Below are 12,653 nucleotides of genomic sequence, written 5' to 3' on the forward strand. Positions count from 1 at the left end.
CAGGGACGACGTGAAACACTAGTCCTGCTATGGCCTCGGCTTATCTTGCCTACAACTCCATCACCAAAATCCGATCTTCCCCCGTGCCACTATTAAACAAGGTACATTTACACCCATCGAGCACGATCAGCGGTGCCGGAATGGAGCGACCAGGCCGGCTTGAAAGGGAATTGGGTTATGGACAAAAAGTCGCTTTCCGAGCGAGATATCTGCAGCAAGTACATCGCCCCAGCCGTTCAGCAAGCTGGATGGGACATGCACAAGCAGGTGCGCGAGGAAGTCAGCTTTACCAAAGGCCGCATTATCGTCCGGGGAAAACTTCACAGCCGTGGCGAAGCACGCCGCGCAGACTTCATCCTCTACCACCAGGCCAACCTGCCTATCGCTGTGATCGAGGCAAAGGACAACAAGCACTCCGTTGGCTCCGGCATGCAACAAGCCCTGGGCTATGCAGAGGCCCTGGACGTACCGTTCGTGTTCTCTAGCAATGGCGATGGCTTCTTGTTTCACGACCGCAGTGGCACAGGCAGCCAGGTAGAAACCGAACTCACCCTTGATCAATTCCCCAGCCCTGCCGAACTTTGGCACCGCTACTGCCAGTGGAAGGGGCTGGATACAACAGCCCAACACAAGATCGAAGCGCCCTACTACGACGACGGCTCCGGGCGCATGCCGCGCTATTACCAGATGAATGCCATCAACCGTACCGTCGAAGCCGTAGCGCGTGGCCAAGACCGTATCTTACTAGTGATGGCCACGGGCACCGGCAAGACCTACACCGCCTTCCAAATCATCTGGCGGCTGTGGAAATCGAAACAGAAGAAACGCATCCTGTTTCTGGCCGACCGCAACATCCTGGTCGACCAGACCAAGAACAACGACTTCAAACCCTTCGGCCAGGCGATGACCAAAATCGCCAAACGCCAGATCGATACCTCCTACGAGATCTACCTGTCGCTCTATCAGGCCGTCACCGGCACTGATGAAGAGATGAACAGGCACTGCAAACGTCAGTCTGACTGTTGCAAAAATTGGTGATGTCCCGGTACCTCTACTACCAATATCAGCACAACGTAAAGTCGATGAACTGATGGCCCTCTGCGACCGCCTGGAAGCCCAGCAGGCCGACGCCGAAAGCGCCCACGCCCAACTGGTGCAAGCACTGCTCGACAGACTGACCCAAGCTAGCGACGCCACCGACTTCGCCGTCAACTGGCAGCGCCTGGCTGAACACTTCCACACCTTATTCACCACAGAACCCAGCGTCGAAGCCCTCAAACAAGCCCTGGTGCAACTTGCCGTTATGGGCAAATTGGTGCCGCAAGATCCCAACGATGAAACGGCCAGTGAACTGCTAAAGCGCATCGCTGAGGAAAAGTCACGGTTGGTAGGGGAAGGCAAGCTCAAAAAGCAGAAATCATTGCCAGAGGTCGACGACGAAGAAAAACCATATGCTTTGCCCTCAAGCTGGAAATGGGTGCGCTTCGACTCGATCTCAAATACCCGTCTTGGAAAGATGCTTGATAAAGCCAAGAACAAAGGCGAGCTGCGACCATATCTTCGTAATACCAACGTTCAGTGGTTCAATTTTGAGATCGACGATCTCAAAAGTATGCGATTTGAAGAGCATGAGCTTGATGAATATCGAGTTACCTCCGGCGACTTAGTAATTTGCGAAGGAGGAGAACCTGGACGGTGTGCTGTCTGGCAGGGCGATGTGGAGGATATGTTCATCCAGAAAGCACTGCACCGTGCTCGCCCCTGGCTGGGTATTTCGCCTTTTTTCCTTCAGTTTTGCTTGAAGGCAGCGACTAACTCTGGCTATCTGAATCAATTTTTCACCGGAGCTACAATTAAACACTTCTCCGGCGAAAAGCTGGCGAAGTACCCGATACCGCTCCCCCCACTTACCGAGCAACACCGCATCGTCGCCAAACTAGATCAACTGATGGGGTTCTGCAAACAACTCAAAACTAGCTTAAGCCAGGCCAGCCAACTAAACGAACACGTGGCCAGCACCCTCGTCAAACATGCCCTTACCGATGATCTCCAGCAAGCCCTTATCGCTACGGATCGGCAAGTAGCCCGTACCACACTCGCCGCCGAAATCACTTGCCGGCTGCACGGCCAACGAACCTTTGGCCAGCGTAAGCTACAAAAGGTGATTTACTTAGCCGAGCATGCAGCCAAGCTTGCCGCTATCCAGGGCGCTTATCTGCGTGACGCCGCCGGCCCACATGATCGACAATTGATGAGTCAGGTCGAAAGCGAGCTGCAAAACCATCATTGGTATGAACGCATCGAGCGCGAGACAGTTGGTTTTGCTTACCGCCCGCTTTCCCAAGCAGGGCAGGGGCATATAGCAGTGCCTGGTCGGCCGTTGAACGCACCACCATTGAGCAGGTTATAGAGCTAATGCGGGACTGGGATACGGACCGTTGCGAAATGACTGTAACGCTCTATGCCGTATGGAACGACTTTATTCTCGAAGGTCACCCGGTTACCGATGAAGCCATCGTGGACGAAGTCTTGCATAGCTGGAACGACACCAAGCTGCGCTTTGGCAAAATCGAATGGTTGGCGGTACTCGCAGAGATGAAAAAACACAAGATCCTAATGCCCACCGGCTTTGGCAAGCGCACCAAAGGCGGCATGCTCAGCTTGCCCGGCTTCGAGTAAACAGATGATCCTTTTGGCCGTCCTTTGCAAGATACAGAAACGAAGCATATTGCTCGTTCCAGCTTCTCTCGGTATTCCAATCGGTATTCCAAAGAAATTTACAAACCAACATTAATCAATTAAATCAAATACCTAAAAAATCAGTTCAGATTACCCCGGCCCACCAAATACGAAGCAAAACAAAACCCGCCAAGTGCGGGTTTTGTTGCATCTGGGGGATCGACAATCGATGACCCACCGCGCCCCTCTGTGGGAGCGGGCTTGCCCGCGAAGAGGCCAGCCAGGTCAATACAAATACCCAGCAGCCACAGAAGCCTCCGTCGCCGCGACCTTCCCCGGAGCCTCGCATGCGCCAAGCCCTCCTCATCCTCGACGTCCAGCCCGGTTTCGCCCCACCTCAATGGCTCACCGAAGGTGTCCAGACACTCATCGGCACGATGCCCAGCGTGATTTCCAGCGAAGGCGACCCAAAGCCCTTCTACACTCATCTCTCACACGTCTGAAACACTCACCAAACGAGCCCACATGACCACCCTCAAAGACCGTTTGAAGCAAGGCAAGGATGCTCGCAAGAACTGCTCCCGCGGTTCGCAGGCGTCCATGGGGAAAATAAATCGCGACCCGCTGCCGCTGATCAAAACGTCCAGTGAAGGCCGGATCAAGTCGCTGGTCGAATTGCGCTACGGCCGCATGCTGGTTTCGCCCTTCACCTTCTATCGCGGCAATGCGCTGCTACACGCCCACGACTTGGCCGCAACATCCAGCATGGGTCTGGTATCGCCCATCTGCGGTGACAGTCACTTGATGAACTTCGGCGGTTTTGCAACGCCGGAACGCAATCTGCTGTTCAGCGTCAACGATTTCGACGAAGCCCATCCCGGCCCTTGGGAGTGGGACTTGAAACGGCTGGTGGCAAGTTTCGTGGTGGCGGCGCGCGACCTTCGTCATGGCGACACGGTCGAAGAAACGGTCTGCCGCCAGGTGGTCGGCGCCTACCAACAGACCATGCTCGAATGCGCCGAGCAAAGCGCCTTGGAAACCTGGTACGAGTCCATCAGTTACAGCGATCTGCGGCAGCAGGCAAGCAAAGCGACCCTGGAGCATGTGGAGCGCGCCATCGAAAAAGCCGAGCGGCGTACCCATGCTGAACTGCTGCCGAAAATCAGTGACCGTGACGCACATGGCCGACTGATCATTCGCGATGACCTGCCGGAAATTTTCCATTTACACGAAAACACCACGTTGCTGGATGCCGACGACGACTGGCTGCGCTTGTCGAACTGGCCTGCGCTTTACGACGCGTTCATGCGCGACTATCCCGGCACACTGCAAGCCGACCGTCGCGAGCTGTTGTCGCGTTTTCATGCCCACGACATGGCGTTCAAAGTGGTCGGTGTGGGCAGCGTCGGGACTCGTTGCCTGGTGGCCCTGCTGACTGACGATCAGGAGTTCCCGCTGTTCCTGCAGTTCAAGGAGGCACGTCGTTCGGTGCTTGCCGATTATGTGAAGACTAAATCGCGGGTGCGGCATAACGGTCAGCGCGTGGTCGATGGTCAACGGTTGATGCAATCGGCCAGTGACCTGTTCCTCGGCTGGACCACCGGCCCCAGCGGGCGACACTTCTATGTGCGCCAGTTGCGCGACATGAAAGTCTCGGCTGAGCTCGAGACGTTCGATGCGGACACCTTCGCCGCCTACGGACGCGTTTGTGGTCGCGCGTTGGCCCGCGCACACGCCAAATCGTCGGGAAACGCCGCACACATCAGCGGCTACATCGGCAAGAGCGATGCGCTGGCCGACGCGTTGTTCAAGTATGCGCAAAGCTATACCGCGCAGAATGAGCGCGACTTCGAACAATTCCAGCAGGCCTGCCGCAAGGGCCGTTTGCGGGCGCGCTCGGAAGCGGACTTTGCGGCGGATCACTTGCCTTAGGCATGTCTCAGGGCGTGAAGCGGGGGGCACTCATCGACATGAATTTTTCTTCACCCCACGACCTTTCACCAACGGGTACATTGCGCTCGCTCATTCAAGAAACTACGGTTTGCCCGCCCTCCCGCGGGCTTTTTTTTGCCTGCTGTTTTGTTGTCAGTGGGTTTAAAACGGTACTACGGGCGCTCCAAACGATACAAAGCGGATTCCATATTGGCCAAAAAAGGCGATGTTTGCTTGTTTGTGCAGCTAACCGGAAGGACTTTATAGAGCCATGCACTAGAAAGAGTCGGGGTTTCGGGCCCTGTCGCAATCCCCTGACGCAAACCACTTCCAACACCGCCATTGGGTGTACCATCAAACACTGTCCATCAGATATCAGTTAGCCATGTCCACGCTAAGCGATGAGAGCCGCCAGATCGTAGCTTCTCTGGCGCACCGCGTTGGCCCCAACGCTGACATTGCAACAGTCGCGCAAGCGATCGCATCAATATTGCAGGATATGGACGCAGCCCTCACGCCCATCATCGGCCAACAAGGGGTTGCCGCGCTTTATCGCCGCAGCCTTCACCTGTGTGCCTCCAACCATCCGCGCCTGGTCGGCACCTATGACGGTGTGCTGGCCTCCCTGGATCTGACTGCCCTCAAGTCCGTACTCGTCGAGCAAAGCGAAGCCGATGCGTTGTTTTTCGGTGAAGTAATGCTGACCACGTTTTACGAGCTGCTGACCACGCTGATCGGGCCCTCGCTCACCGCACGTTTGCTTCGTGGCGTGTGGGAACCTTCTTTGAGCGACACCCCTTCGCAGGAAATTTCGCCATGAGCACCAAAGTGACTATCAACCGCCTGGCCACCGGCGTGCCAGGACTGGACGAGGTGCTGGGCGGAGGGTTGCCGGAGTTTTCGTTCAACCTGATCGCAGGTCCCCCTGGCTGTGGCAAAACCACCCTGGCGCATCAGATGATGTTCGCCCTGGCGACGCCCGAGCGCCCGGCACTGTTTTTTACGGTACTCGGCGAGCCGCCTCTGAAGATGCTGCGCTATCAGCAGCAATTCGACTTTTTCGACAGCGAAGCGATCAACCAGTCGATCCGCTACATCAACCTGGCTGACGACACCCTGGCCGGGAATCTGGACGAAGTGCTGCGGCGCATCGTCAGCGAGGTGGAGGCTCACTCCCCGTCACTGGTGTTCGTCGACTCGTTCCGTTCGGTGGTCCTGGCGAGCCAGACCCAGGACAACCCCAACAACAACCTGCCGCAGTTCGTTCAGCAACTGGGTATGTTGATGACCACCTGGCAGGCCACGACCTTCCTGATCGGCGAATATTTCACCGAAACCGACACCAACCCGATTTTCACCGTGGCCGATGGCCTGATCTGGCTGCGCCAGAGCGTTCAGCGCAATTCCATGGTGCGCAAGATGGAAATCATGAAGATGCGCGGCCAGCCGACATTGCCGGGGCTGCACACCTTCCGCATTGCGACGTCGGGGATCAAGGTCTTTGCGCCTGCGCCACTCAATCCGGTTGAAGCGCCGCTGGAGTTCCCGATCAAGCGCCTGAAAATGGGCGTGCCACAGCTCGACGAGATGCTTGGCGGCGGCCTGCCCCGTGGTTATTCCTTGCTGGTGGCCGGGCCGTCGGGCTCGGGCAAGAGCATTCTGGCAGCGACCTTCCTCGCCGAAGGCGCGCGCAATGGCGAAACCGGTGTGATCGCGGTGTTTGAACAACGGCCCAATCACTCCCAGAACGCCACCCTTGCGGGCCTGATCCAGAGTGGACAGGTCGGTCTGGTGGACAGCCGCGCCCCGGACCTGTCCATCGACGAAATCGTGCAATTGCTGCTCAGCGAGATCAGCCGACTGAAAGCCACCCGTGTGGTGATCGATTCGTTGTCGGGCTTCGAACTGGCGCTGGCGCCGACCTTCCGCGAAGACTTTCGCGAGTCGCTGTCGCGCATGGTCACTGCTTTGACGAGCGCCGGGGTCAGCGTGTTGATGACCTCAGAACTGGAAGACCGCTACACCGATCTGCGTTTCAGCCCTTACGGCACGGCATTTCTCACCGACGCCATCATCGTTCAACGCTACATTGAAGTGCAGAGCCGTTTGCTGCGCATCATGGCCGTGGTCAAGGTGCGGGCCAGCGCCCACTCCGATGAATTGCGCCTGTATCGCATCGACGATAACGGCCTGCAGATCGGCGAGATGTTGCCGGATCAGGAAGGCTTACTCGGCGGCCGGCCAACCCGGCAGCTCAGCAAAGACAAGGTATGAATCAGGACCATGACTGAGGCCAATGGCACGAACGCGCAAACGATGGCCACGGCCGCTCGTGAGTTGTTCCTGCTCGGCCAGAAAACCGTAGAAGCGCGCGCAGTGCTGGCGGCACTGCAAAAAGAGTTGAGCGATACCAATAATCGGCTGGTGGACGCCCAGCAAATCGAACAATTGGTCGAAGCCAATCAGCAATTGGTACTGGCCATTCTCCTGGCGCAAACGGATGCGGAAAAACCCCATCGTTCACAGGAAGAACAGAAGCTGTTCCTTGAGATGCGCGAGGCTAACGCGCAATTGGTGATCGCGGCCCTCAGCGCACAAAACCTGCAAGCCTCGGCAGAACACACGCTGGCGCAGCAAGGCAACATCCTCACGCTGGTCGCCCATGAACTTCGCAACCCGCTGACGCCCATCAGCATGATCGCCGGTCGACTGGTGCGGGTGCCCAGTGAAGAGCTGCCGCGCATGCAGGCGCTGATCGAAGGTCAGGTGCAGCACATGTCGCGGCTGGTGGATGATTTGCTCGACGTGTCCCGCGCCAGTACCGGCAAGCTGCGCCTCGATTGCCGGATTGTGGACATGGTGCAGATCATCCATCAGGCCATCGAAGTGTGCAGCCCGGTGATGACGGCTCACCATTTGCACTTCACCACTGAACTTCCCACGTGCGCGCTGGCGGTGAACGGAGACCCGGTGCGGCTCACGCAGATCCTTGGCAACCTGCTGGGTAATGCGGCCAAGTACACACCGGAGGGAGGCAATGTCACGCTTTCGGTCACGACCAAGGACGACGTGCTGCAGATGAGCATTTGTGATGACGGCATCGGTATTTCCGCCCAGGCCCTGCCGTTTATCTTCGACCCGTTTGTGCAAGACGTTCACGCCATCGGCTTCAACGGTGCGGGCCTTGGCATTGGCCTGACGGTGGTGCGCGAGCTGGTCGAAGCCCATGGCGGCACGGTGATCGGCATGAGCGATGGCGACGGCAAAGGCAGCACCTTTATCGTGACATTGCCGCTGGCGATTTGAGTTTTCCCGCTGGCCACGCAATGCTTGCGCGACGATCCCTGTGAACCGGAGCGCCCTATGCCTCTGCTATCCCTGCCCTGCAAACGCTTGACGCTGGCGGTTCTCGCCCCTGAACAGGCGGCGCTGGAAAGCGACTTCTACCGGCGCAACCTGAGGCATCTCGCCCGGTGGTCGCCGATTCGCCCCGTCGATTATCACAGCCCTGAACGCATCCGCCCGCGCCTTGAGGTGCAAGCCAGCGCTTTCCAGGCCGGTCTGGCGGTGCATTTCGCGTTGCTGGATCCGGACAACGGCCAGATGATCGGCGCCTGCAACTTCAGCGGCATCACTCGCGGGGCGTTTCAGGCCTGCTATCTCGGTTACCACATCGACGAATCTCATCAAGGCCAGGGCTTGATGCAGGAAGCCCTGGAAGCGGGAATCGGCTACATGTTCGATGAGCAGAAACTGCACCGGATCATGGCCAATTACATCCCTGGCAATGAACGCAGTGCGCGGCTGCTGGAGCGCCTGGGATTTGAACGCGAGGGCTACGCCAAGGCCTACCTGAGTATCGCAGGGCGTTGGCAGGATCATGTGTTGACGGCGTTGATCAACCCGGCGCCAAGTGCCGAGTACCACTAAGCGCTCATCGTGTTATTGCACGACCACCTTTTGCGCACCATCGGGCAACAGGCAGCCTTTGGCCATCCACTGACAATCCCGGTCCCAACGATAACCGGTTTCCAGGTTGCCTCGATCGTCATAGTAGGCCAGCCGCAATTGGCCGGGATTCAGATCAAGTTTGGCAAAACCGGCGTGTCCGGTGGCAAACGAGGTGTCCTGCGATCCAGCGCCAACGGCGTAGAGTTTCTGGCCCCCGGCCCCGGAAATCACCCAGGCTGGCTCGGCGGCGCGTAGCAGCAGTTGCTGGTTGTGGTCGTGCCCGGCCAGGAACATGTCGACCTTGTTGCGCTCCAGTGCGGGCAACAACAGGTTGACCAGTTCACCGTCCTCACCATGCTGGCCATGATTGCGGACCGGGTGATGGGCCGCCGCGATGCGCCATACAGGTACCGGTCCCGGTTGCTGGAAGGCTTGGTCAAGCAAGTCGATCTGACGCTGAAAGGTTTCCCGTGGCGCCGAGGTGTCGAGGAACACCATTCGCACTAACGGGCGACCATCGACGCTGCCAAAATCCTTGACGTAGAAATTGCCCGGCATCTGCCAGCGACCCGAACCCTTGCGCTGCCGGCCATATTTGAGTTCGACCTTTTGCGACGTGGGGTAATCGTGATTGCCCAGCACGGCGTAGAACGGCACATGACTCAGCCACTGGCCCCAATAGACGCGCTCGAATTTCATTTGCCAGCCGAGGTCGTGGGTACTGGTCAGCGGTTTGCCATAGAAGTTGTCGCCCAACAACACAACCATATCCAGCCGCCCGTCTCTGGCCGCGACTCGCTCCATGGCCTGCCCCACTCGCCACTGTTGCAGATCGCCGCTGCCCTGGTCGCCCAAGGCAATCATCGACACGGCGGAAGGATCCAGACCGCTCAACGGAACAAACGGCGCCGGCGGTGTAAACATCCAGTACCCGACCATCGCTGCGCCAATCACCAGGATGACCGCGATGATGCTTAACCTGCGAACAGCTTTTGCGGGCACAAAACGTTTTGCAGCCGGCGATGGAATTGGAGGGCGTTTCAATCAAGGGCTCACTTGGCATGGCCAGCCAGGTATTAAGGGAAAGCAATGGTTGACAACAAAAAACCCGCCACCCTCTTCAGGGTTGGCGGGCTTTGTCGTTCAAGTCTTTTGAATCAGCTAGCCGTCTGCGGCTGTGCAACGCGTTCAGGCCGTTCATGCGCCTGGAGCACCGGTTGCTCCAGCCGCGCTCGCCCATAGAACGCCAGCGCTGTCAGCAAACACGCCAGCCACACGAAGATTCCCGCCCAGAAGGTGTGGGACATGTAGTGCCAGCCTTGCAGAACCCGCGTCGTGCCGTAGACGAAACCGAGCAGCAGCGAGCCGTACATCACCGCTTTGGAGTAGCGCCAGCGGTAACGACGCGCCACGAAGTACAACGCCAGCATGGTGAAACCACCCGAAGCATGTCCGCCCGGCCAGCAGCGACCTTCCCCTGCGACTTTCAGCAGATCAAAATTCTCATACCACTCCTTGTGCTCGATTTTCCCGCCGTACTGGGTCGTTTCGATCGGGCAGTACACGCTGGTGTGGCCCTTGAGGTAGTGGATGACACCGGTGCAGATGGAGAACGCGAACACCACGTAGAGGAAGTCCCGACGGTGCTTGGTGGCGAACCGAAGCACCGGCGCGACTTTGATTTTTTCCAGGAATGCGATGATTTTCGAATGCTTTTCGGCCTTCAGGCGCGGCCAGAGAAACGACAGCAAGGCGCCGACGATCGCTATCTCTCCGGTCCAGTTCGGGATGATCCGTGCCCACTTATGGGTGATCTTTTCGAACAGGTGGACATGATCCAGCGGAAACGTCTGCGTGACCGGATCATAAAAAAGATCATTGAATGCGATGTCGATTTTGGTCAAATCGAACATCAGGAAAACCACGACCGCACAGGCCAGCGGAATACCAAAGTTCACCCAGTAGAAGCGGTAATGGGAAGACGTCAACATCGTGTGTCCTGATCCAGAAAGTGAATTCACTCGGTGGTCATCGAGTGCCAGTCCGAGGCTTCGATGAAACCGAGCATGCGGGGTGCCTGTGGCGTTTCGGCCGAGATAAACAAAGAAGCGCCGTAGCCCAGCGTAGAGGCCGGCAACTTGAGGTCTTTCTCCAGTTGCGACATGCATTCGCTGTGGGTCACCAGAATCAGGTTTCGCCCGGCCACTTTGTGCGCCAGAGCGTCACGCAGCATGGTGCCCTTGCAATTGATCAACCATTCTTCACCGACACTGACCTTGTTGAACATGTAGCCAGCGGTCTGCGCTGTACGGATCATGGGGCTGTTGTAGATGTCAGCCTTGTTCAGGCCCAGTTGTTCGAACTGTGCACCGACACCCACCGCGACACTGCGAGAGCGATCGGTAATGCCATCGTTACCACTCAGGCAGGGGGCGCTGGAGTGATCGCAGCGTTCGACGTGCCGCACCAGCGCGATCACATTGCCTTTGGCCCAATCAGCCGTCAACCCCCGGGCGCCGGTTACATTGCCATGGGCCAGGTCCGGTACAGCGGCCGGCTGCAACAGCCACACCGTCAGCGGAATCACCACCAGTGCCGAGGCGAGCACGACAGCCGCATTGCGATAGCGGGCAAAACGGCTCAGATCAATCGAGCGTTTTATCCCGAACAGACTCAGTCTCAATTCCACATCAAACCGCCTCGCCGGCACGCATTACTGTCATTCGATGCCGCGAGGTTAGAGAGGCTGGCGTCGGCAGCCGGTGAAACTCATGTGAAAAAAAGCTTAAGACCGCACGAAAGTCTTGTTACACATCTGCCTGCAAAAACCATTCAGCTCTCGCAATTGCTGCCGATACAGTCCTGCTACACACCTTGCTGGCGACCAAAAACAACAATCTTCCAGCCAACCGACGATCTAGAAGCACAACGTTCCTGGAGGACTTTTGATGAATAGCTGGTTCGGCAATATCAGCGTGAACATGAAGCTGGGCTTGGGGTTCGGCCTGGTCCTGGCCCTGACCTGCGTCCTCGCCCTGACCGGTTGGACGAGCCTGGGCGGATTGATTGACCGCAGCAACTGGATGAGCGACATCACCCAGCTCAATGCCGGCCTGACCAAGCTACGTGTGGTTCGCCTGCAATACATGCTGACCAACGGCGACGAAACCGCCGCGCAGAACGTCCAGACCACACTCGAGGCGTTCTCCGCTCAGCAACAAGCGCTGCTGGTGAAATTCAAGAGCCCGGAAAACCTCAAGCTGCTCAAAGAGCAAGGCGCCGTCATCGACGCCTACAAGACGTCCCTGAACAAAATGCGCAGCGCGTACCGCACCGGTAACAGCGCGCGCGACACCATGGGCGCCAATGCTGACACCGCGAACACGCTGATCAATGCCATCAACACCAACGTGCAGCAAATGCCTCTGAGCGACCAACGCTTCGAACAATTCCAGGCCATCACGGCGGCCAAGGAAGCGTTCTTGCTGGCCCGCTACGAAGTGCGCGGCTACACCGCGACCACCAACGCCGAGACCGAGCAAAAAGCCGTCGGCCAACTGGACGTGGCCATCGCCAGCCTGAAACCCCTCAATGTACATTTCGCCGACACTCAGCAAGACGCCCTGCGTCAGCTGGAAACCGCACTGACCAACTACCGCAGCGCCTTGCAGGCTTATAAAGCGGCGAACAGCGATGCGGTGCAAGCGCGCAAGGAAATGACTGACCAGGGCGCCGCCATCGTGAGCTTGAGCGACCAGCTGTATCAGATCCAGCTCGATCGCCGTGACGCCGAAAGCGCCCAGGCTCGCACACTGCAGCTGATCAGCACCTTGCTGGCGTTGTTGGTGGGCATCATTGCTGCCGTGATCATCACCCGTCAGATTACTGGCCCGCTGCGCGATACTTTGGCCGTGGTTGAACGCATCGCCAGCGGCGACCTGTCCCAGGACGTCAAAGTGACTCGTCGCGATGAACTCGGCGTGTTGCAACAAGGCATCGCTCGCATGGGCGTGACCTTGCGCGACTTGATCAGCGGCATCCGCGATGGCGTCGCCCAGATCGCCAGCGCTGCCGAAGAACTGTCCGCCGTG

At 57.9% G+C, this 12,653-nt stretch carries 10 protein-coding genes and 4 pseudogenes; 11 read left to right on the forward strand and 3 right to left on the reverse strand.

Annotation, left to right across the window (positions count from 1 at the left end):
• Window positions 1-177 precede the first annotated feature (177 nt).
• From ABH912_RS16590 to rimJ, 9 genes and pseudogenes are all read left to right on the forward strand, one after another.
• A pseudogene (locus ABH912_RS16590) lies at window positions 178-996 on the forward strand (DEAD/DEAH box helicase family protein); the annotation flags it as partial.
• Window positions 997-1,075: 79 nt separating this feature from the next.
• Window positions 1,076-2,038, forward strand: a pseudogene (locus tag ABH912_RS16595) (restriction endonuclease subunit S); the annotation flags it as partial.
• A 407-nt stretch (window positions 2,039-2,445) separates the two neighbouring features.
• Window positions 2,446-2,679, forward strand: coding sequence for a hypothetical protein (locus ABH912_RS16600; RefSeq protein WP_429511143.1), 234 nt, complete (start codon window positions 2,446-2,448; stop codon window positions 2,677-2,679).
• A 347-nt stretch (window positions 2,680-3,026) separates the two neighbouring features.
• Window positions 3,027-3,140 (forward strand): annotated as a pseudogene (locus tag ABH912_RS16605) (hydrolase); the annotation flags it as partial.
• A 64-nt stretch (window positions 3,141-3,204) separates the two neighbouring features.
• Complete coding sequence (locus ABH912_RS16610) at window positions 3,205-4,611, forward strand: DUF2252 domain-containing protein (protein WP_429511144.1); 1,407 nt, start codon at window positions 3,205-3,207, stop codon at window positions 4,609-4,611.
• Between the two features lie 499 nt (window positions 4,612-5,110).
• Window positions 5,111-5,431, forward strand: a complete 321-nt coding sequence (locus tag ABH912_RS16615; RefSeq protein WP_429511145.1) for a hypothetical protein — start codon at window positions 5,111-5,113, stop codon at window positions 5,429-5,431.
• Window positions 5,428-6,885 (forward strand): ATPase domain-containing protein, encoded by a 1,458-nt coding sequence (locus ABH912_RS16620; RefSeq protein WP_033058161.1) that lies wholly within the window; start codon window positions 5,428-5,430, stop codon window positions 6,883-6,885. The genes ABH912_RS16615 and ABH912_RS16620 overlap by 4 nt, the downstream gene beginning before the upstream one ends.
• 9 nt (window positions 6,886-6,894) lie before the next feature.
• Window positions 6,895-7,917, forward strand: a complete 1,023-nt coding sequence (locus ABH912_RS16625) for a sensor histidine kinase (RefSeq protein ID WP_429511146.1) — start codon at window positions 6,895-6,897, stop codon at window positions 7,915-7,917.
• Between the two features lie 57 nt (window positions 7,918-7,974).
• A complete protein-coding gene (gene rimJ / locus ABH912_RS16630) occupies window positions 7,975-8,541 on the forward strand; it encodes a ribosomal protein S5-alanine N-acetyltransferase (protein WP_033058164.1) in 567 nt (188 codons plus the stop codon).
• A 12-nt stretch (window positions 8,542-8,553) separates the two neighbouring features.
• Here rimJ and ABH912_RS16635 read toward each other — a convergent pair whose 3' ends face one another.
• Window positions 8,554-9,486, reverse strand: coding sequence for a metallophosphoesterase (locus ABH912_RS16635; protein WP_429511147.1), 933 nt, complete (start codon window positions 9,484-9,486; stop codon window positions 8,554-8,556).
• A 43-nt stretch (window positions 9,487-9,529) separates the two neighbouring features.
• Between ABH912_RS16635 and ABH912_RS16640 the strand changes: the two genes are divergently transcribed.
• The gene (locus tag ABH912_RS16640; protein ID WP_429511148.1) at window positions 9,530-9,718 is read left to right on the forward strand and encodes a hypothetical protein; all 189 of its coding nucleotides are present in this window, start codon (window positions 9,530-9,532) and stop codon (window positions 9,716-9,718) included.
• A 1-nt stretch (window position 9,719) separates the two neighbouring features.
• Here the strand turns inward: ABH912_RS16640 and ABH912_RS16645 are convergent, their stop codons facing one another.
• Together ABH912_RS16645 and ABH912_RS16650 are read right to left on the reverse strand one after the other, a co-directional pair.
• Window positions 9,720-10,553: a phosphatase PAP2 family protein gene (locus ABH912_RS16645; RefSeq protein WP_429511149.1), complete on the reverse strand. Its 834-nt coding sequence runs from the start codon at window positions 10,551-10,553 to the stop codon at window positions 9,720-9,722.
• Between the two features lie 26 nt (window positions 10,554-10,579).
• Window positions 10,580-11,251 carry a histidine phosphatase family protein gene (locus tag ABH912_RS16650; protein WP_429511150.1) on the reverse strand — a complete coding sequence of 224 codons (672 nt, stop codon included), beginning with the start codon at window positions 11,249-11,251 and terminating at the stop codon, window positions 10,580-10,582.
• Between the two features lie 394 nt (window positions 11,252-11,645).
• Here ABH912_RS16650 and ABH912_RS16655 point away from each other — a divergent pair.
• Window positions 11,646-12,524: pseudogene (locus tag ABH912_RS16655) on the forward strand (methyl-accepting chemotaxis protein); the annotation flags it as partial.
• Between the last annotated feature and the right edge of the window lie 129 nt (window positions 12,525-12,653).

Origin of the sequence: Pseudomonas sp. BT76 TE3572 (assembly GCF_050435365.1) — a bacterium.
GTDB classification, from domain to species: domain Bacteria; phylum Pseudomonadota; class Gammaproteobacteria; order Pseudomonadales; family Pseudomonadaceae; genus Aquipseudomonas; species Aquipseudomonas fluorescens_W.

Excerpts from the sequence above, each read along its gene's own strand:
- ABH912_RS16600 (WP_429511143.1), top strand. The coding sequence starts at position 2,446 with ATGACTGTAACGCTCTATGCCGTATGGAACGACTTTATTCTCGAAGGT.
- ABH912_RS16610 (WP_429511144.1), top strand. The coding sequence starts at position 3,205 with ATGACCACCCTCAAAGACCGTTTGAAGCAAGGCAAGGATGCTCGCAAG.
- ABH912_RS16615 (WP_429511145.1), top strand. The coding sequence starts at position 5,111 with ATGGACGCAGCCCTCACGCCCATCATCGGCCAACAAGGGGTTGCCGCG.
- ABH912_RS16620 (WP_033058161.1), top strand. The coding sequence starts at position 5,428 with ATGAGCACCAAAGTGACTATCAACCGCCTGGCCACCGGCGTGCCAGGA.
- ABH912_RS16625 (WP_429511146.1), top strand. The coding sequence starts at position 6,895 with ATGACTGAGGCCAATGGCACGAACGCGCAAACGATGGCCACGGCCGCT.
- rimJ (WP_033058164.1), top strand. The coding sequence starts at position 7,975 with ATGCCTCTGCTATCCCTGCCCTGCAAACGCTTGACGCTGGCGGTTCTC.
- ABH912_RS16635 (WP_429511147.1), bottom strand. The coding sequence starts at position 9,486 with ATGTTTACACCGCCGGCGCCGTTTGTTCCGTTGAGCGGTCTGGATCCT.
- ABH912_RS16640 (WP_429511148.1), top strand. The coding sequence starts at position 9,530 with ATGATGCTTAACCTGCGAACAGCTTTTGCGGGCACAAAACGTTTTGCA.
- ABH912_RS16645 (WP_429511149.1), bottom strand. The coding sequence starts at position 10,553 with ATGTTGACGTCTTCCCATTACCGCTTCTACTGGGTGAACTTTGGTATT.